Below are 20,449 nucleotides of genomic sequence, written 5' to 3' on the forward strand. Positions count from 1 at the left end.
CTCTATATACTCTTTGCCCAATTTATTATTTCCTGTTTGGACATGCCATTTAAAACTTTACCTTCTGTAATTATTGCATCAGGTGCTGACGGCTGTAATTCTTTTACGGTGTTTCCGAATCCGCTTCCTCCTGATGTGGCAAATAAGATTATCTTTTTACCTGAAAAATCATATTTTTCTAAAAATGTATTAATAATTGTTGGTGCAACATACCACCAAACCGGAAATCCTATAAGAATTTCGTCATAATCCTGAGGATTTATTTCATCTCCTGCTATTTCAGGTCTGATTTTTTTGTCACTCATTTCTACACTGCTTCTTGATTTTTTATCCATCCAGTTAAGGTCTGACTTTGTATATGGTACCTTTGGTGTGATTTCATATAAATCACTGTTATCTGCCTCTGATACTATTTCAGCTACTTTTTTTGTTACTCCACTTGCACTAAAATATGCTACTAACTTCTTTGCCATAACTAATACCTCCTCATGTTTTTGTATTACACAAAATGGATAAGACAAATTAATTTATCCTACCCATTTATTATATACTTTATTTTGTCGTTATGTCTAATACCCATATTGTATGTCTTTTTATGCCTTGTAGGCATTTATTTCCTCTATAAATTTACTTACTGCCGGTGAATACGGTATATTTCTCCTCCATGCTATTACAGTGCTTGCCAGAATCTCCGGTGATAATGTTTTTTGTACCACCAAATCTCTCCTCCAATATCGCATGGCACCTTCAATGGAAATAGGATATCCTAATCCGTTTATAGCCATAACTCCTGCATTTGTCCCTAAATTACTGGTAAAAGCAATATTCAGTCTGCTAAAATCCTTTCCGAACCAATTTGCCAATTCACTTTGTATATTTGTTCTTTCCGGCAATATCAGTGGAAGCTTTAACAAATCTTTTTTTGTAATAACTTCTTTTTTTGCCAATGGATCATCCACTCTCATGCTTACTACCCAGTGGTCACATCCCTGCATTCTAATATAATCCATTCCTTCAGTGCTAACGGGCTCAAGAAACAATCCTATATCCACAAGCCCTTTATTCATCATTTCTGAAATGTTGTCAGCGGTTCCTGTATGTATGGCAAACTGAACTAAAGGGTATTTTTCCTTATATTTTTTGCATATTTTTGCCAAGGTTTCCACAGCTATAAATTCGCCACAGCCTATGGTAATTTTCCCTTCTACAGACTCCCTGTTGCCCTTAAATTCACTGACAATTTTGTCTTCCAAATCTACCAGTTCCAATGCCCTGCGCTTTAGCAGCAAACCTTCATTAGTCAGGGTAATGCTGTGACCACCTCTGTTAAACAGCTTTACCCCAAGTTCCTCTTCTAAAGCCGCCAGCTGTCTTGAAAGGGTAGGTTGTGTTATATTAAGCTGCTTAGCCGCTTTGGTAAAACTTTGCTCTTTTGCCACCATTAAAAAATATCTTAATACTCTCAAATCCATAATGTAATTGCCTCCCGGTAATTTAACTTTATTTTACCCCATTAGTCCAGTTATTTACTTCCTCATCTGTGACATTTCCATCAAAACGCTTTCCTGCGGCAATGTTTACATCGGGATATAATTTTTGCAAATCACTTACACTTTGTTCAATTCCACTGCCACTGGAAGTACAGAATAAATACACTGTCTTTCCCTTTAAATCGTAGCTTTCAAAAAACGTCTGTATTATTCTCGGTGCCGTTCCCCACCATATAGGGTATCCTATATAAATAGTATCACTATTTTCTACTTTGCTTAAGTCATTTTTAATTTCCGGTCTGGAGGACTCATCCTTCATTTCCTTATTTGCACGACAATCATCATTGCTGTAATCTATATCATCAGAAGTATATTCCTCCTTTGGAATGATTCCCATGGTATCTGTTCCCAATGTTCCGGCAATTTTTTGTGCAACATTTCGGGTAGTTCCTGTTACTGAAAAAAACAATACTGAGATATTTTTTCCATTTTCGACGGTTGTATTACCTTCAGTTTCACTTTTCTCAGTTGTAGAATTTTCTGTTGTAACCTCCGTACTGTCTGAGATTTCCTCTGTTGGTTTCTTTGTTTCTCCACAGGCTGCTAAAGAAATCATAAGCACAACTGCCATAATAATTGTAACTAATTTTTTCATTTAATTGCTCCTTTCAAAAAATTTAAATTACTTTATCTTCTAATGCGTAAAAATTCATTATAACAGGGGTAATGGCAAAAATAAACCAATACAGTTTCCCGCTACATTTACTATATTTGCTACAATTGATATATACATAGTGGTGCTGGTTTTCCCAAAGCTTCTGTAAAGTGCTGCACCTGCATTCTTTTACGCTCAGTTTCTCCTTATCCCCTTCCATTAATAACAGTTCTTCTGCACTGATTTCCTTTAACATGTCATGTTTTATAATCTGCCTTCCCCCATATATGGCATAATTAAACACATCTGCAAATCTCACGTTATCTGACATGTACTTTTTGGTTGCTATATCCTTATTTCCCATATAACACCCCTCGTATAATAATTTTATAGACCTCATTCAAAGAGGCTATAGACTTATTTTTTTATGATGCAGGTGTTGGATGAATTGTTGGGCATCCATTTTTACCCACATAGTTAATAAGTTACTTTATAGTCATGGTCCCAGATGTTACAATAAGTTCTATAAGAACTGTAGCTATGGTCACTGCTTTATCACCCCAGCAAAGCTTATGCTTTCCTTTGATATTATTTCGAGGTGTATACTATTAGTTTTTCTTAATCTCTTTATAGTATACACTGGATATAAAAAAATACAATAGTGAGGATAAAAATTCCGTAACGAAGAGTAACTGTTGCCCTATTATGCTTTCCGGCACCTATGTTTTGAGCTGATAATGCCGAAACTGTAAACAACATGGTAGATGGTACTAAGAATACCATACCTATGAATTTTTCAACGATACCTACCGCTGCTGCAGCCCCTAAATTCATTCCACCAATAAAAATATAATCTAAAACAATATTTGCCATGCATGCCACTGCAATAAAATACATTGGACTCTTTGAGTCACCTAACCCGCGAAATATTGAACTTATTATATTATAATCAGTAATAAAAGGAATCCCAATAAAACATATGGTTAAATAAGCTACAGTTTCAGAAACTGCCTTCTCAGGAGTGGACGTTAAACCCACAATGGGCTTAACAGTAGCTAATAAAACAAATCTGCCATTCCGTACAATGTCTGTTAAAAATATGACAATAAATATGGCAATGAAAAATATACAATATTTTTTAATACACTTCCTGTTGTTAAATCTCTTTCCATTTTGTTCTCCTATTTTCTTTACATTATATGTTATTTCATTATTAAACGCAAAACCCACCCTGATTTATATATTTTCTTTTTCCAAAAATCTTTTATAGGTGCTGTCTATTCCCAAGGCTCCAAGAGGTGCTGTTATAATAATTCCAAGAACTGCAACCGATAAAACAATTTTGCCACATGCCAGCCCTGATGCAAGAGGCACTGAGCCAATGGCTGCCTGAACTGTCGCTTTTGGAAGATAGGCAATAACGCAAAACAATCTTTCTTTCAGACACAGATTTGTTTTGGCAGTGCAAATTAAAACTCCCACTGACCTGAATAATAATGCCAGTAAAATCATAAACACTGCTGCTATTCCCGCACTAAGAGTGTATCTTATATCTATTGCCGCACCAACTAAAACAAAAAGAATCACTTCCGCCGCTATCCACAACTTTCCAAATTTTTCCGAAAGCCTTTTTGAAACAAAGGCTGTGCTTTTCATCTTTATTACGCATGCCATACTGACTACCGCAAGTAATCCCGATACTGCCACTGTTCCCTTAAGCCAGTCTTCCACTGCAACTAAAAGAAATGAAAATCCCAAAACAATTATTACTTTTGTACTATTTCTTACACAGTGCTTATGGGCATATGATGTTTCAAAAAACATATACAGACCATATCCCACAACTGCCCCCAGTAATATGCCTAAAACAATGGAAACAGGTATTGATATAAAGTCCATAACATTTGCTTTCCCGCCCTGGGCAACACTTAAGAATGTAGTAAATAAAACAATAACAAAGATATCATCGCAGGAGGCTCCTGCCATAATCATCTGCGGTATTGCCTTTTTAGTTCCATATTTTTTTCCCATAAGATTTACCATTCGTGGCACTACAACTGCCGGTGAAACTGCCGCCAGAACAGCACCCATGACCGCTGCCTCTATATGGCTGATTTTTAATATTACGGGAGCTAAAAGTACATATCCTATTATTTCACAGGACGCCGGAACAAAAGACAGCAGGATTGCCGGTCGCCCTGCTTTTTTTAAATCGTTAAGGTCAAGGGATAATCCTGCCTTTAACAAAATAATTATTAACGCCATTTTTCTCAAGTCCGCTGAAATCCCCAATATAGAGGAATCGAGAAGATTTAAAACGTATGGCCCCAATACGATTCCTGTAATAAGCATTCCTATTATTCTCGGTAATTTCAGCTGCCTGCAAATTGCCCCCATGGCAAGCCCCACAATAAAAATAAGAGCTAATGATGTTAACATATAAATATCCTCCTTTTAGTGTGTGATTTTTGTCGCCGATGCATTTACTCTCCCTGTAATACCCTAAATCTTTTACATAAAAAAAAGCTGACACTTCTGCGACTGTAATAATCGTAGAAGTCATCAGCATAATAAGCAGTTTTGGTTTCCCAAGGGAGAACTTCATTCCCTGTGCCATAGAATACTATAAATAAGATTAATTGTCAATTTTCTATGTGTTTTACTGACACAGTTTTACTGCTTATTTTTTATCCTAATTTATATATTAATTTATTCTCCCCAAACTTCCCGGGCAATTTCTTTTACTAACTTCAACTTTGCCCACTGCTGTTCTTCAGTAATTTTATTACCTATTTCACAGGACGCAAATCCACACTGCGGGCTTAAGCATAATCTGTCGAGAGGAATATATTTTGCTGCTTCATATATTCTGGCTATAACTTCTTCTTTATCCTCTAATGCCGGAGATTTTGTGGTAATAAGTCCCAGAACAACTTTTTTGTCCTGTGAAACTTTTGCCAAAGGCTCAAATCCACCTGATCTTTCATCATCATATTCTAAAAGCAATGCATCCACATTTTCTTTTGCGAACACATAGTCTGCGACTGAATCATATGGTCCGCTTGTAAAGAATGTTGAATGATAATTTCCTCTGCATATATGTGAGGTAATAACCATATCATCCGGTTTTCCTTCTAATGCCAGATTGTTTACTGCAAGAAGTTCCTTCTTTACATCCTCTAAATCAATATTTAGTTCCTTATATCTCTGCTCTGCCGCATCACCTACAATTGCTCCCCATGTACAATCATCCAACTGAAGATTGCGGCAGCCTGCATCATAAAATTGTTTTATAACATCCTGATAAGCAACTCCAATATCGTGAATTAATTCTTCATTAGTGCTGTAATATTTTCTTGTAGTTTCGTAATTTGCCGGTACAATCATCTGCTGGAAAGTCTGTGCCGGTGCCGGAATTGTATATTTGGCTACCGTATTTTCATCCTCAAACTGCTTTAAAAATTTGAAGTATTCCACAAACGGATGTGGCTTTGCCTTGATTTTACCTACAAGATAAGTATCATCAAGAACTGCTAACTCATCATTGAACTTAACACCATTTCCTGTGTTTTTGTGTTCAACACCTTCAAATCCCCACATAAAATCTAAATGCCAAAAAGTTCTTCTGAACTCTCCGTCTGTAATGGCATGAAATCCCAATTCCTTCTGCTTTGCCACGATCTTTGTAATTTCTTCGTTTGCAATTTTATCTAATTCTTCCTTTGTGATTTTTCCATTCTGATATGCCACTTTTGCATCTTTGAGTGCCTGTGGTCTTAAAAAACTTCCCACAAAATCATATCTAAATGGTGTCTGTAAATTGCTCATTATTTTAATCCTCCATTTCTAAAAGTAACTTTTTCTTTTTTATAAACAACCTTAATAGCTGACTTTATTATATTTAATGAGCTTTTCACTGTAAAATACACAAAAAATAAGTTGTCCATAGTTTTAAACTATAGACAACCTATTTAGCCTAAATATTTTTTTAATGCCTCTAAATATGTATTTCCTAACCTTGTAACCGTGCCCTTTTTATGGGTAATATATCCTATTCGCATATCTTTTTCATCAGCTAATGGAACGGCAATAATATCTTTTCCATTTAATTTTTTATCAATAACACCACTACATACCGTATAACCGTTTAGTCCAATTAACAGATTAAATAAAGTTGCTCTGTCCCTTACACGAATATTCTTCTTTCTCTCATAATCCGAAAAAATTTCTTCTGAGAAATAAAATGAATTATGTTCCCCCTGCTCAAAGGACATGTACGGATACTCTTCTAATTCTTCATTGGTTATAACCGTGTTTTTTGCAAGTGGGTGTTTTCTACTTATAAACACATGTGGTTTTGCAACAAAGAGCTGGTGAAATTCCAAATCATGACTTTTAAGAATCTTATTTATTACTACTTCATTAAAATCATTAAAAAATATTATTCCTATCTCACTTCTCATATGTGCAACGTCTTCAATAATCTCATATGTCTGTGTTTCCCTAATGCTAAAATCATACTCATCCTGACCATATTTCTTAATCAAATCAACAAATGCATTTACGGCAAAGGAATAATGTTGTGTAGAAATGCAAAACTGTTTTTTTCCTCCATTGCTACCTTTATATTTATCCTCTAGAATTGCCGCCTGCTCTAATACCTGTCTCGCATATCCTAAAAAATCTTCTCCCTCCTTAGAAAGAGTTATTCCTTTATTTGTCCTGTTAAATATAACAATATTCATTTCCTTTTCCAACTCATGTATTGCGTTAGTCAGGCTTGGTTGGGAAATATATAAGTTATTTGCTGCCTCTGTAATGGTCCCCGTTTCCGCTACCATTAATACATATTTCAACTGTTGTAATGTCATGCTTTCAATCCTTTTATATATTTTAATATAGTAATTATAACATGATTTTATTAACTATCCTACTATGTGAAATACTCTTTTTAAGCCGTTTGCCTCTCGGCAAGCTGCTTCTTTAATTCCTCTATTTCTTTTTCATATTTGTCTAATCGGTTCTGCTTTTCGTCCAGCTCTTTCTGCATTATTTTCCGTTCAGCTTCTCCTCTTGCTTCTCCTCTTGCTTCTCCACTCATTCTTGCATCCTTCACCATGTCATCAATTGCCTTACACATATCCTGCTTTTCCTCCTTCTCTTCAATCTTTATGTTAATGTTTGCACATTCCCTTATTACCACCATGGCATCCCTTTCCATGTTTGAGTATACACTATGCTTCTCTTTTAATAAGTAATTCATCTTCTCCTTATCCCCTGATGCCTTCATAAATTCTATTATGTACCTGAAATCCGACATAAACTTTTCGGAATTGTTAATCTCATGGGGATCTATGAGATTAATCCTGTAATCCGGAATCAGTTTTAATATTTCCTTATCATCAATACTTAACATTTCGTGGAGACTTCTTGGACCGTCCCATGGTCTGTCTCCAAAATATACCGTCAGGGTTATTATTCCGGCCATCTTATCTTCTTTCTTAAGCCCTGACAAAAATTCACTTCCACTGCTTAAATTACCTTTTCTTCTGTTTTCCCTTGATTTTCTCTCCACCTGGTCGGCGTACCCCATAAAATCATATAAGCCATTTCTTACCGGCTGGGCATAATGTACATTGGATGCGTTTTCAATTCCCAAAAGCATGTAAACAATGTTTCCGCTTTTCTTTATGACACACATCTTCTCTAAATCCCTTACTCTGTCCCTTGTAATTAGCTTTCCACTCTCCCCTTCCATTAATAACAGTTCTTCTGCACTGATTTCCTTTAACATGTCATACTTTATAATCTGCCTTCCCCCATATATGGCATAATTGAAAACATCTGCAAATCTCACGTTATCTGACATGTACTTCTTGGTTGCTATATCCTTTTTTCTCATATAACACCTCTCTTCCTTTTAATATTTCGAGGTGTATACTATTAGTTTTTCTTAATCTTCTTATAGTATACACCGGATGTAAAAAAAATACAATAGCACAATATAAGCCTTATAAAGTACAAACCACCATTGTGCCTGCCCCAATATTCAATTTGCATTTATCCGTTCTTACATTGCAGTATTGTAATTACATCTTGTATCAATTATAATATATATTATTCGTTACTTTGTCAAGTGTTTTTTGTGATATTATAAAATAATTAAAATTCTAATCTCATCTGATTCCACACTACGTTTCCGTGTGTTGAATGCTCTGAAATACCTTCATTTATAAATCCGAATTTAGAGTAACACGGTACTAAAGCATCCTTGCATGTTAGTACTAAGCCTTTTCTTCCCTGTATTTGCACATCATTAATTGCCTGTGTAATTAATCTTCCTGCAAGCCCACGTTTACGATAATCAGGAATAGTATTTACTCCAAAAATCATTTGCCATTTTCCTTTTCCATAACAAAAACTTCATTTCCATGCTCTTTTATTATTTCCACTAAATCATTAGTTTTAATCCAGATTGTAGCTGTATTATCCTTTGGATGAACCCCTACGATTCCGGGATATTCAAAAAAACATTCCTCTATAAACACCTTAACTTTTATCATCGTACACTAATTTTACTCATATTTATTAAACTTTTCCAATACTTTTTGCTTCCTGCTACACATTTATATGATTTACTTTTAATTTTTTCTATGTTATAATACTTCAAATTTTAACTATTCATTTTTGTACTTTTATATTGGAGGATGTATTATGCGAACAGGCATTGAATTTGCTCATAAAATTTCTTTAGCTTACTCTGCAATGTGTAAGCCTTTATGCCATCAGATAAATTTACCTCAGACAGCATTTGATATTCTGATGTTTTTATCCAATAATCCGGAATTTACCACTGCCCGAGATATTGTTGAAATCAGAAAAATCAAGGCAAATCTTGTATCCGTCAATGTGGACCGGTTAGTAAATGACGGATATCTTATCAGAAAAGAAGTGGAAGGTGACCGGCGCAAGCACCAACTTGTATGCACTCCTAAGGCAGATGAAATAATTAACATGGGACTTATTCTTCAAAAAAACTTTGTAGACAGGATTTTCGAAGATATAGATGAAGAAACTAAAGATGCCATTTACAGTTGCATTAGCAAGATGAATTCAAATCTCAATGAAATTTTAGAGGAGGTTCAATAAATGGACATTTTAATAACATTTGTAGTAACATTTTTTGCAGGAATGGGTGCAGGACTTGGAACCGGTTTTGCAGGAATGAGTGCAGCTGCAGTTATCAGCCCAATGTTAATTACATTTCTTGGCATGGACCCATATATGGCTGTGGGAATTGCCCTGTCATCAGATGTTTTAGCCAGTGCTGTTTCTGCCTATACATACGGAAAAAATAAAAATCTTGATATAAGAAACGGACTTATTATGATGGTTAGCGTTTTAGCATTCACTGTTGTAGGAAGCTATATTTCAAGCCTTGTTCCATCTACAACCATGGGAAACTTTTCTGTTTTTATGACCTTTCTTTTGGGAATTAAATTTATTGTAAAGCCTGTTATGACAACCAAAGAAGCAATGACCGATGTTCCTGCCAAAAAGCGTGCCATTCAGTCAGTTATTTGTGGCGTTTTAATTGGATTTATATGTGGTTTCGTTGGTGCCGGGGGAGGTATGATGATGCTCCTTATTTTAACTTCAGTTTTGGGATATGAACTTAAAACTGCCGTGGGAACCAGCGTATTCATTATGACATTTACAGCATTTACCGGTGCAGCCTCACACTTTGCCATTGGAGGTGCCCCTGATGTAACGGTCTGGATTTTGTGTATTATATTTACATTATTATGGGCAAGAATTGCTGCCGTGTTTGCCAACAAAGCTACGCCAAAAACCTTAAACCGTGCCACAGGTATTATACTTGTTATACTTGGAATTGTAGTTATGGCATTTTCAATGTTTGCATAATTGTTGTAAAAGTGTCCCTCAATTAAATTTGCAGGGACACTTTTTACTATATTTATAAATTACATATGGCATATAGTGGTATATTTTCCATCCACTCCTGGTTAATGTACTTCATTGTTGAAAATCTGACTGCAGTATCCGGGCTATACTTATCACAAAATGCTTTTAAACTCTTTGATTTAATGTTACAAAATTAGTATATCACATTTTTTCTTTATTCTACTGTATATGTTGTGATGATTGTATCCTCATCTTTATTTAAATATTCTATCCTAATATGAATTCCCCATTATCTCCAACTGTTACCTTTGTTTTATAAAATGCCTTAACTCCTTCTAACATATATAGTGCATCTTTTGTACCGGCTGTCTCATATGGCGAATGCATTGCCAACTGGGCAAGCCCGATATCTACTGTATTAATAGATATGTGACTGTTTGCTATGTTTCCCAGAGTTGAACCGCCGGGAATATCTGAACGGTTTACATAAGTTTGAGTCGGTACTGCTGCCTCCTTACAAATTTCTTTAAACACTGCTGCCGACATTCCATCTGTGGTATATTTTTGGTTTGCATTGTACTTTATAACTATTCCATTATTCATATAAGGTCTGTTAGTAGGGTCTGCCTTTTCCATATAATTAGGGTGAACACCATGGGCATTATCCGCAGATAACATAAATGACCGGGAATATGCCCGAATCATATCTTCTCCATTTATTCCCATACACAAACCGATTCTATTAAGAACATCTGACAAAAACGTAGAATCCGCCCCTTGCTTTGTTGTACTACCAACCTCTTCATTATCAAAAATGGCACAAACCGTAACGCTATTGGAATCAGACCCACCTGCAGCAATATGCGCCTTCATACAACTATAGGCACACATAATATCATCAAGCCTTGGTGCTGACATAAATTCACCATTACATCCTAAAACAGTTCCCTTTTGTCTGTTATATAAAAACAAATCTGAACTAACTATGGAATCCTCATTTACTCCGGCAACATCTGCCATTACTTTATAAAAAATTCCCTTAGATGTCAGTTCTCCAAACAGTGGAATCATATCTTTTTGAGGATTATATTTGACCCCCGTGTTGGCTTCTCTATTCATATGGATTGCCAGATTCGGAATAATACACAAATCTCTTTCAACATTTACCAGCACCGGTTTTATTTTCATTCCATCCTTAACAATAATACGTCCTGCCACTGACAACGGTCTGTCAAACCACGGTGCCATAAGCATTCCACCATATTTTTCCACATTTAATGAAAGGTACCTGTTGTCTTCTACCATTTCCGGATTTTCCTTTATTTTAAATGCCGGTGAGTCACTATGGGCTGCTGCTATTTGAAAATTTGAAATCTTATTATTCTTTGGTATACAAAATGCAATTATTGAAGAGCCGTTTCTTGTAACATAATATTTTTCTCCCGGTAACAAATTCCATTTATCCTGCTCATTTAATTGTGAATATCCGTTTTTTTTAAGCATCTCTGCAAAATTTGCCGTCACATGAAATGCACTGGGACTTTCATCTATAAACTCCATAAGTTCCTTTGAAAAATCAATAAATCTGCTTTCTTCCATAAATGCCTCCATATAACTTATCTAAAAGTTAATTTATTATCTCTAGGGTATCCCTTCCCACTTTGCATGTCAAATACAAAATTTTCACTCCGGCTTCTTTTGCCTCCTGTAATGCCACACCAAATTCAGGATGAGTATCTATATTAGGACGTACTTCATTAATTCCTTCCATCTGAATCACAAATGCTATTGCACATTCATAACCCGCCCTTTTTGCCTTAATTAATTCTCTTAAATGCTTAATTCCCCTTGTGGTAGGTGCATCAGGGAAATATCCTATTCCATCTATTTCCAAGGTGCATCCCTTTACTTCCATAAGATATTCCTGATTTCCTTTTCTCATATAAAAGTCAATTCTGGAATCTCCGTATTTATACTCCGGCTTAATGTAATCATAATCCTTTGTTTCTAACCACTCTTTCACTACCTTGTTTGGTGCCTGACTATCCATATTAATCCAACCAAAATTTTTCTTATATACAGCCACTAAGTCATATAAAGTCTTCCTATTTGGATTGTCAGAAACCTCCAGCCTTACAGGAGTTTTAGGAATCAACAATTCCTTACAACGCCCTGTATTTTTTACATGCACGGTATTTACAACTCCTTCTATATCAACATGGGCAATAAACCTGTTAGGACGGTCAATAAATATTCCCTCAACAATTTCTCTATACCTCACCAATTGTTCTCCCTGCCATTTTTATAACAACATTGCCTGAATGTTCCACATCGGCATCCTACTGTAAACGGCTCAATCAAACTTGCCACCTACTGTAACCTTATGTCCTGTATTAGGTCCATGCATAAATACCGCAACATCAGTTCCGCATACACTTGAATAAATGTTTCTAACAAGTACATCATTATCCCCTACTTCCGGCAATGGAATTTCTCTAATCTCTACTTTCTCTTTTCCTAAATAAATACCTGCTTTCATAAATAACTCCTGTTTTGATAATATTATCTTAAAGAAAATTAACGTATATGTCTAATATAGACATACTTATTTTATTAAGAATAATATCCCAAAAATAATTTTAATGCAACTATTCAGCCTTTTATTGTATAATAGCTACGCTTCCCTGAGCCTTATCTTTTTTAACAATTATCTTCCGGTCAATGCGCTCTTTTAATTCACCAACATGGGATATTATGCCCACCAACCGGTTTCCTTCCGTCAGGGAATTAAGTGCATTTATTGCCTGATTGAGAGACTCTTCATCTAATGAACCAAAACCTTCGTCCACAAAAAGAGTATCGAGTCTAATTCCCCCGGCAGAAGCATGGATTTCATCAGAGAGCCCTAACGCCAATGAAAGTGATGCCTTAAAAGCTTCTCCTCCCGAAAGAGTTCTCACGCTTCTATTGGTTCCATTATAATGGTCAATTACCCACAAATCCAATCCACTTTGACTTCTCTGATTATCTGCCTCTTCTGCTCTTTTTAATTCATACTGTCCTGATGACATCGTAAGAAATCTAATATTAGCTCTATTTATAATCCTGTCAAAATAATGCATTTGAATGTACGTTTCTAGCAAAATTTTATCCTTACCGTTAATCCCTCCGTTAGCAGTGTCTGAAAGAGATTTAATCATAGTCCATTTTTCCTGTGCCTCTTTCATTGCCCTGTACTTAACTTTTATGGCATCTTTGATGTTCTCATTAACTTTAATCCTTGTGCTGATTACGTTTATTGCATCTAACAGATTCTTCCTCTCTTTTACTAAATCATTCCTTTTTTCTGACAATTCATCTGTAGGAGAAATTTCCGCACCCCTTAGCTGCTCATCAATCATCTTTATGGTATTTTCCGCCTTTTCAATTTCTGTTTTACAGTTCTGAAAATCCCTGTCAGCTTTTTTGTAATTCTCCTCCATTTTTATAAGCAAATCCCTTAATTCATTTAAGTGTTGTACAGCTTCTTCCCTTGTGCTGAAGCTGAGGCTCTCTTTTATCTGGGTAAGCTTGGCATTTATACCCTCAAAAGCAATTTTGCATTCAGACTTTTTATTGCCTGCATCTTTTAACTTATGCTTTATATTCTCAAGCTTCTTCTCATTTTCAGGTATATTTTCTTCTAACTTATTTTTTTCCTTTACCTTTTCATTTATTAACTTAAGTTCTGCTGCAAAGCTAAGTGACTCCTTATTTAAATCCTCATATTTTTCATGTATTAATTCTCTTATAATCTTAATATTTTCTTCCTTATATCCAAGGATTTTTTCCCCATCTTTAAGGATATTTTCCTTTAAAAGTTTAACTTCACTGCCTTTATTTCCTGCTGCAAGACTGGCATTCGCCGTATTTTCTTCCTTTAGCTTAAGACCTGCCTTTTCTTCATCAAGTTCCCTTCTTGAAGGTGCATTTTTAACAGGTTCAGCTTTATGAGGATGAGTAGTTGAACCGCATACCGGACAAGCCTTACCCTCTTCAAGTTCACTTGCCATAATTCCTGCCTGCTGGTTAAAAAACAACAGCTCCCTTTCTTCGTAATGTTTCCTTGCCTCTTCCAAAATTTTCGCAGCTTCCTTATATTTCTCCTGAAAATCTTTAAGCTGTACCAAATTTCTATCATATCTGTTAAGCAATTCAACAAAATTATCAATATCATCTATTTTTTTTGTCGTTTTATTTATTTCCCCCTGTAAAGCAATTTTTTCTTCTCCTGCGTTTTTTATTGTATTTAAACGCTCCCTGTCCGTTGAAATAACTTCTTCTAAATTTTGTAGGTAATCATTTAATAATATCTCCTGATTCTCCCAGTGGGAAATTTTTTCCTTTTCCTCACTCCACTGTGTCTGTAAGCTTCCCATTGCCTCATACTCCGGCAATTTTTCTTCTTCCTTTCTTATATCAAATTCCAGTTTCTTGCGCTTTGGTTCCTTAGCCTTTTCCTCCTGAAGAATTTCTTCTAATTTTCCAAAGGCATCCCTGTTTTTCTTAAGAAGAAGTAACGCCCTGTTTTTCTGCCCGATAGCCTCATTAATTCTTTTTATTTCTCCTATTTTTTCATCTATTCCCGCTGTTTCCTTTTCATTCTTTTCCATTAATTTCTGCTGTTTTGATAATAACTCACTGTCAGTTTCCACTAATTTGTTAATAACATCTGTTATTTCATCAATATTATTAGCTCCGGATTCTATTAAATTACCGGCACGGGTTCCTAATTCACTGTTATTATCATACATAAGACCTGATAAGGATTGATTTATTGCTGACTCTTCCCTGTCATATTCTTCCTTTACGGATTTTTCCTGTACCTTTAGCTTGTCCTGAATGGTCTTGTAAATCCCGGTATTAAAAATCTGCCTGAAAATTTTAATTCTGTCATCTGTTTTTGCCAGCAAAAGTTTTAAAAAATCTCCCTGGGCAATCATTGCCACCTGAGAAAACTGCTCTCTGTTAAGGCCGATAAGCTCCTGAACAGCCCTGGTAACCTCCTTAGTTTTTGTTACCACATTTCTTGAGTCCGGGTACTCCAAAAAGGCATCAGCCACTTGCTTTGTCATTCCCTCTCCACGCTTTGATTTTCTCATATATTCAGGATTTCTTCTTACCTTATATATCCGGTTTCTGTACTCAAATTCCATTTCCACAAAAGTTTCCGTATCTTCTTTTGCGTACTTACTTCTAAACATTGTGGTTTCCCTGTTTTCTCCGCTTGCCTCCCCATAAAGGGCAAAAACAATGGCATCAAAAATGGTGGTTTTTCCGGCTCCCGTATCTCCTGTTATGAGATAAATTCCCTTCTTACCTAATTTTTCAAAATCTATTACCTGACAGCCTGCATAAGGGCCAAAGGCTGAAATTGTTAATTTAACCGGTCTCATTACTCATTTACCTCCCACACATCTTTAATTAATTTATCCATAAAATCAGCCTGCTCACAGCTCATAGGCTGGTTGTTTTGAAGTTCATAAAATTCCTTAAATAAATCAAGGGGCTGTTTTTTCTCCACATTTTCCCCACCTTTTATTTCATTATTACTTCTTGTTCTTGTGTTGTCATAATCTAATTTCATAATATTAGGATAAACCGTTCTAAGAAGCTCCATGGCATGTAAAACGTCCTGTTCATCCGTTAATGTCACATGGGCATAATCCATTCTGTCAATATCCTTATAAAAATCCTTAGACATAATTTCCTGATATTTGCCTTTTATTTCAATCATGTCATGTTTTGGAATCAGAGGCACTTTCTCTAGGGTAATATTCCCCTTTTCCTTCATATCCACAATAAGGGCTGTTTTTTGATGCCTTGCCTCAGAAAAAGAATATTTAAGAGGAGTTCCTGAATATCTTACAAATTCACTTTTTATATGCTGGGGGCTATGTAAATGACCTAATGCCACATAATCAAATCTCTTAAAATTTTCTACACTTACTTCATCAATGCCTCCCACAGACACTTCTTCTGAATCACACCTGTCTGCTCCCCTTACAAACTGATGAGCAATCAAAAGATTTCTCTCGCCTTCGTCCACCTTAGTTTGCTCCATAACATACGCCATTGCACTGTCATAACTGTCAATGTCAGCCTCCTCATAAACGTGTTTTACCATTGCCGGCTTAATAAAAGGCAGCATATATATGTTAATTTCACCATATTCATCTTTTATTTTATGGGTTTCCACATTTCCACTAAAAGGCTTTGACATATAAACTCCGCTTTGGCTTATAAGTTCAGCCCCAAAGCCTATTCTTTCCTGACTGTCATGATTTCCACTTATAACGAAAACCTTCAGATTTCTTTTTGCCAGACTATTTAGAAAACTGTTTAACACCGTCACTGCCTCCGCTGATGGCACCGGCTTGTCATATACATCCCCTGCAATAAGAACTGCCTCAATTTTTTTCTCATCTATTATATTTAGTATTTTGTCAAATATGAATTTCTGATCCTCAATCAGTGAAAATTCATTTAATCTTTTTCCTATATGCAAATCTGCCAAATGAAGAAATCTCATAAGCCCTCCTTAATATTTTGTGGATTCCACTACTTTTACGGCTATACTAACATCGCCATTATGATGTGTCAATAATGGTGCAAAACGTAATGAGCATACTATGTTGACAGACCTAATTTTTAGTGCTATCATTCATCGCAGGAAAGTTTAAAGTGTTTCAAAAAACTTAATTTAATTTAGAGATTGGAGGATTTAAACATGAAAAAATTTATGATTGGTGATTTGATTTTAGCTATAATATGTACAATTTCTTATTTGATGCGCATTCCACATCATATGAGTACCCTGACTTCTTCTTCGAGTGTACATTCAACCATTACCCAGACCATTCCACTAAATACTACTGAAATGATATTTGGTGCTTTTGCGGTTTTTGTTTTAGTCAACATTCCAAATATTTTCTTAATATTGAAGAAATCAATACTTAAAATAACTAAAAGCAATTAATTTTTAAGTAAAGGCGATGTCTGTTGTGTTTTTACAGCTTTCATCGTCTTTTTTATTTGTGTATTTTTATAATTGATTTTTCCCCTCTTAATGATAAGATTAATTTATAAGTTTGTGATGTAAAGGAAAGGATTTTTTATGAATATACGCTTTTATAATGGAACTATTTTAACTTTAGAAGATACCACTGCTGACGAAAATGGCTGTCTTACTCTTTTGTCCGGGGAAGTGTGGGTCTTTGATGACACCATTGGTTTTGTGGGAAACCCTGCAACGGACAAAACAGTTTCTAAACTCCATCCCCAGATAAAATGGGACAAGGAAATTAATCTCAATGGAAATCTTATTATGCCTGGGTTTAAGGATGCCCATACCCATTCTGCCATGACATTTTTGCGCTCTTATGCAGATGATTTGCCTTTAGACAAATGGCTTAACGAGAAGGTATTTCCTATGGAAGCCAAGCTTACTGATGACAAAATATATGAGTATAGCAAAATTGCCATTAAGGAATATCTCACATCAGGAATCACTGCCAATTTTGATATGTACATCAGCCCTGACCCTGTTATTCAGGCATCTGTTGACATGGGATTTAGAACTGTCATGACCGGAGGATTAAACGACTTTACCCAGTCTGTCCCGGAAATTGAGGAATGTTACAAAAAATACAACGGCTACAACGACCTTATATCTTATGAATTGGGATTCCACGCAGAGTATACCTGTAGCGAAGGGCTTTTAAGGGATTTGTCGGCTCTTGCCAATAAGCTTCATGCTCCTGTTTTCTGCCACAATTCCGAGACTCAGAAAGAAGTAGTGGAATGTGTTAAAAGATATGGCATGACACCTACTGTTTATTTAGACAACATTGGTATGTTTAACTACGGTGGAGGTGGCTATCACTGCGTTCATATGACCGACTCCGACATAAATGTTTTTGAAAAAAGAGGTATGTCCATTGTTTTGAATCCTGCTTCTAATTTAAAGCTTGCCAGCGGAATTGCTCCTGTCAGTCTTTTTATGAAAAAAGGAATAAACCTTGCCCTTGGCACTGACGGGCCTGCCAGCAACAATGCATTAGATATGTTCAGGGAAATGTTTTTAACTACTGCTCTTGCCAAGTACCGGGAAAATGACGCTTCGGCAGTAGATGCCAATGAGGTACTTAAAATGGCTACTTTAGGTGGTGCCAAAGCTATGGGTCTTCGTAACTGTGACACATTAAGTCGTGGAAAAAAAGCTGACTTAATCGTAATCGATTTAAGCCAGCCTAATATGCAACCAATAAACAACATTACCAAGAATCTTGTATATAGCGGTTCAAAAATAAATGTTATTTTAACAATGATTAACGGAAATATTTTGTACCAAGTGTAGCTGCCATTACAGCTTTTATAGTATGCATCCTGTTTTCTGCCTCGTCAAAAACAACAGAATTTTCAAATTCAAATACTTCATCTGTAACTTCCATTTCAGTAAGTCCGAATTTTTTGTTGATTTCCTTACCGATTTTGGTATCCAGATCGTGGAAAGCAGGAAGACAATGCATAAATACAACATCATCACCGGCATTCTTAATTAAATCCATTGTAACACGGTATGGAAGAAGATCATTTATTCTCTCTTCCCAAACTTCATCAGGCTCACCCATTGAAACCCACACATCAGTGTAAATGGCATTAGCTTCCTTAGTTGCCACCATAGGATCTTCCTCAAATTCAATAACTGCTCCTGTTTCTTTTGCTATAGCCTGGCACTGTTCTACCAGTTCTTTATTTGGCCAGTATTTCTTTGGTGCACATGCCACAAAATGCATTCCCATTTTGGCACATCCTACCATAAGTGAATTTCCCATATTGTAACGGGCATCTCCCATATATACAAACTTAAGTCCCTGCAATTTTCCAAACTTTTCACGCAGTGTTAAAAAGTCAGCTAAAATCTGTGTAGGATGAAATTCATTGGTAAGACCGTTCCATACAGGAACTCCTGCATATTTTGCCAATTCTTCTACTATATCCTGACCGAATCCACGATATTCAATACCGTCAAACATTCTGCCTAAAACTCTTGCTGTATCAGCAATACTTTCTTTCTTACCTATTTGTGAACCTGTCGGGTCTAAGTATGTAACTCCCATTCCCAAATCATGGGCTGCCACTTCAAAAGAACATCTTGTACGTGTACTTGTTTTTTCAAAAATAACTGCAATGTTTTTTCCCTTAAACACGTCAACTAATTCTCCGGCTTTCTTTTTCTTCTTAAGGTCAGCTGCCAAATCAATAAGCTCTTCTATCTCTTCAGGTGTAAAATCCAGTAACTTTAAAAAATGTCTTCCTGTAAAATCTGTCTTCATTATTAACCTTCTTTCCACAAACTAATCATTTGTTTTTGTATTTTTATTTTTATAATCTTTAATATACTCTACTATATTAATACTCTTTCCTGATTTATTCAATGTTGGCGGAGTATTTAATCTATGTTTAACATTCTTCTGAAGGCTTTCCATAATGGCATCACGCTTCTCTTCTAACTCCTTCAACTGCTTTGCTATTCTCTCAGCTGATTCTTCCCTGACACCGGCAATCCTCTCACGGCTGTTCTCTGTTGCTGCCGCTATTTTTTCACGACTGCTTTCTGTAGCTGCTGCTATTTTCTCACGGCTGTCAGCGGTTTTTTCATCAAGAATTTCCATGCCTTCTTCTGCCTTTTCAGCAACAGTTATGGCTGAATTTCCCACAACATCTTTTAACTGATCTCCAACTGCATGCAGACTTTCTGCCAATTTGTCCAATTGTCCCAGACTTTTATTAATTCCAATGAGGTTTTTAAGGGTTACAATCATGTCCACCACAAACACCACGCCACATACCACTACAATAATAACCTGTATTTGAAATGGTATCTTCTTAACTACAGCCATAATGGGGTGATGTACAAATTTTACTGCAAATACAACTGCCATGCCCCACATAAAACTAAAGGCAAGGCACACATATCCACCTATGTTAAATTTTTCGTCGGAATAATCCCACCATCTCATATGAAATATTTTGTCAAGAATCCATCCTCCAAATAATTCCACTGCCGAGCAAATCACCATTCCTCCCAAAAACAGCAACCAGACGTTTTTCTCCACAGGCAAAAGTGCCAACAAAACTCCTATCATGCCACATCCGTATATGGGACAAACCGGTCCGTTTAAAAATCCTCTGTTGGTGACCTTTCCTGCGGTAACAGCCACAAAAGCCACTTCCACGCACCAGCCTAAAAAGCTGTAAATAAAAAACAATAATGCAATCTCACTAAAAGAAAACATGCTTTACCCTCCTTGATACTCATATATCGTATGATACC

At 35.9% G+C, this 20,449-nt stretch carries 21 protein-coding genes, 1 pseudogene and 1 riboswitch; of the genes and pseudogenes, 4 read left to right on the forward strand and 18 right to left on the reverse strand.

Annotated elements, in window-relative coordinates; all coding sequences use genetic code 11:
- Window positions 1-2: 2 nt before the first annotated feature.
- The 11 genes and pseudogenes from H8S00_RS02215 to H8S00_RS02265 form a co-directional block, all read right to left on the reverse strand.
- Window positions 3-473, reverse strand: coding sequence for a flavodoxin (locus tag H8S00_RS02215; RefSeq protein ID WP_186839909.1), 471 nt, complete (start codon window positions 471-473; stop codon window positions 3-5).
- A 120-nt stretch (window positions 474-593) separates the two neighbouring features.
- Window positions 594-1,472 carry a LysR family transcriptional regulator gene (locus H8S00_RS02220; protein WP_186839910.1) on the reverse strand — a complete coding sequence of 293 codons (879 nt, stop codon included), beginning with the start codon at window positions 1,470-1,472 and terminating at the stop codon, window positions 594-596.
- A 28-nt stretch (window positions 1,473-1,500) separates the two neighbouring features.
- A complete protein-coding gene (locus tag H8S00_RS02225; RefSeq protein WP_186839911.1) occupies window positions 1,501-2,145 on the reverse strand; it encodes a flavodoxin in 645 nt (214 codons plus the stop codon).
- 22 nt (window positions 2,146-2,167) lie between these two features.
- A complete protein-coding gene (locus H8S00_RS02230) occupies window positions 2,168-2,509 on the reverse strand; it encodes a hypothetical protein (RefSeq protein ID WP_147365656.1) in 342 nt (113 codons plus the stop codon).
- 263 nt (window positions 2,510-2,772) lie between these two features.
- Complete coding sequence (locus H8S00_RS02235) at window positions 2,773-3,375, reverse strand: MATE family efflux transporter (protein ID WP_366459228.1); 603 nt, start codon at window positions 3,373-3,375, stop codon at window positions 2,773-2,775.
- A gap of 6 nt (window positions 3,376-3,381) precedes the next feature.
- Window positions 3,382-4,584: a cation:proton antiporter gene (locus H8S00_RS02240; protein ID WP_186839912.1), complete on the reverse strand. Its 1,203-nt coding sequence runs from the start codon at window positions 4,582-4,584 to the stop codon at window positions 3,382-3,384.
- Window positions 4,585-4,691: 107 nt separating this feature from the next.
- Window positions 4,692-4,763, reverse strand: a riboswitch (Fluoride riboswitch).
- Between the two features lie 91 nt (window positions 4,764-4,854).
- Window positions 4,855-5,973 carry a 5-methyltetrahydropteroyltriglutamate--homocysteine S-methyltransferase gene (locus tag H8S00_RS02245; RefSeq protein WP_118589215.1) on the reverse strand — a complete coding sequence of 373 codons (1,119 nt, stop codon included), beginning with the start codon at window positions 5,971-5,973 and terminating at the stop codon, window positions 4,855-4,857.
- Between the two features lie 143 nt (window positions 5,974-6,116).
- The gene (locus H8S00_RS02250) at window positions 6,117-7,016 is read right to left on the reverse strand and encodes a LysR family transcriptional regulator (RefSeq protein ID WP_186839913.1); all 900 of its coding nucleotides are present in this window, start codon (window positions 7,014-7,016) and stop codon (window positions 6,117-6,119) included.
- An 80-nt stretch (window positions 7,017-7,096) separates the two neighbouring features.
- A complete protein-coding gene (locus tag H8S00_RS02255; protein ID WP_186839914.1) occupies window positions 7,097-8,047 on the reverse strand; it encodes an Rpn family recombination-promoting nuclease/putative transposase in 951 nt (316 codons plus the stop codon).
- Window positions 8,048-8,307: 260 nt separating this feature from the next.
- Window positions 8,308-8,550: pseudogene (locus tag H8S00_RS02260) on the reverse strand (GNAT family N-acetyltransferase); the annotation flags it as partial.
- Complete coding sequence (locus tag H8S00_RS02265; protein ID WP_021952691.1) at window positions 8,535-8,708, reverse strand: YbaK/EbsC family protein; 174 nt, start codon at window positions 8,706-8,708, stop codon at window positions 8,535-8,537. The pseudogene H8S00_RS02260 and the gene H8S00_RS02265, both read right to left, overlap by 16 nt.
- Window positions 8,709-8,859: 151 nt before the next feature.
- On the opposite strand from H8S00_RS02265, the gene H8S00_RS02270 reads away from it, so the two are divergent.
- The gene (locus H8S00_RS02270; RefSeq protein WP_021952690.1) at window positions 8,860-9,294 is read left to right on the forward strand and encodes a MarR family winged helix-turn-helix transcriptional regulator; all 435 of its coding nucleotides are present in this window, start codon (window positions 8,860-8,862) and stop codon (window positions 9,292-9,294) included.
- Window positions 9,295-10,071, forward strand: coding sequence for a sulfite exporter TauE/SafE family protein (locus tag H8S00_RS02275; protein WP_186839915.1), 777 nt, complete (start codon window positions 9,295-9,297; stop codon window positions 10,069-10,071).
- Window positions 10,072-10,338: 267 nt separating this feature from the next.
- Here H8S00_RS02275 and H8S00_RS02280 read toward each other — a convergent pair whose 3' ends face one another.
- From H8S00_RS02280 to H8S00_RS02300, 5 genes are all read right to left on the reverse strand, one after another.
- The gene (locus H8S00_RS02280; RefSeq protein ID WP_186839916.1) at window positions 10,339-11,670 is read right to left on the reverse strand and encodes a M18 family aminopeptidase; all 1,332 of its coding nucleotides are present in this window, start codon (window positions 11,668-11,670) and stop codon (window positions 10,339-10,341) included.
- A 28-nt stretch (window positions 11,671-11,698) separates the two neighbouring features.
- The gene (gene sfsA / locus H8S00_RS02285; RefSeq protein WP_118589207.1) at window positions 11,699-12,352 is read right to left on the reverse strand and encodes a DNA/RNA nuclease SfsA; all 654 of its coding nucleotides are present in this window, start codon (window positions 12,350-12,352) and stop codon (window positions 11,699-11,701) included.
- A gap of 72 nt (window positions 12,353-12,424) precedes the next feature.
- Window positions 12,425-12,610 (reverse strand): hypothetical protein, encoded by a 186-nt coding sequence (locus H8S00_RS02290; protein WP_186839917.1) that lies wholly within the window; start codon window positions 12,608-12,610, stop codon window positions 12,425-12,427.
- 121 nt (window positions 12,611-12,731) lie between these two features.
- Complete coding sequence (locus H8S00_RS02295; RefSeq protein WP_186839918.1) at window positions 12,732-15,506, reverse strand: AAA family ATPase; 2,775 nt, start codon at window positions 15,504-15,506, stop codon at window positions 12,732-12,734.
- Window positions 15,506-16,642, reverse strand: coding sequence for an exonuclease SbcCD subunit D (locus H8S00_RS02300; RefSeq protein ID WP_186839919.1), 1,137 nt, complete (start codon window positions 16,640-16,642; stop codon window positions 15,506-15,508). The genes H8S00_RS02295 and H8S00_RS02300 overlap by 1 nt, the downstream gene beginning before the upstream one ends.
- A 198-nt stretch (window positions 16,643-16,840) precedes the next feature.
- Between H8S00_RS02300 and H8S00_RS02305 the strand changes: the two genes are divergently transcribed.
- Together H8S00_RS02305 and H8S00_RS02310 are read left to right on the forward strand one after the other, a co-directional pair.
- Window positions 16,841-17,089, forward strand: a complete 249-nt coding sequence (locus H8S00_RS02305; RefSeq protein WP_021952682.1) for a hypothetical protein — start codon at window positions 16,841-16,843, stop codon at window positions 17,087-17,089.
- A gap of 138 nt (window positions 17,090-17,227) precedes the next feature.
- On the forward strand, window positions 17,228-18,469 hold the full coding sequence (locus H8S00_RS02310) for an amidohydrolase (protein WP_186839920.1): 1,242 nt from the start codon (window positions 17,228-17,230) through the stop codon (window positions 18,467-18,469).
- Here H8S00_RS02310 and argF read toward each other — a convergent pair.
- Together argF and H8S00_RS02320 are read right to left on the reverse strand one after the other, a co-directional pair.
- Window positions 18,441-19,448, reverse strand: a complete 1,008-nt coding sequence (gene argF, locus H8S00_RS02315; RefSeq protein ID WP_186839921.1) for an ornithine carbamoyltransferase — start codon at window positions 19,446-19,448, stop codon at window positions 18,441-18,443. The two genes, H8S00_RS02310 and argF, sit on opposite strands and share 29 nt — an antisense overlap.
- Window positions 19,449-19,469: 21 nt before the next feature.
- Window positions 19,470-20,411 carry a putative ABC transporter permease gene (locus tag H8S00_RS02320; protein WP_186839922.1) on the reverse strand — a complete coding sequence of 314 codons (942 nt, stop codon included), beginning with the start codon at window positions 20,409-20,411 and terminating at the stop codon, window positions 19,470-19,472.
- Window positions 20,412-20,449: the final 38 nt, after the last annotated feature.

Origin of the sequence: Eubacterium segne (assembly GCF_014287775.1) — a bacterium.
GTDB lineage: Bacteria > Bacillota > Clostridia > Lachnospirales > Lachnospiraceae > Eubacterium_G > Eubacterium_G segne.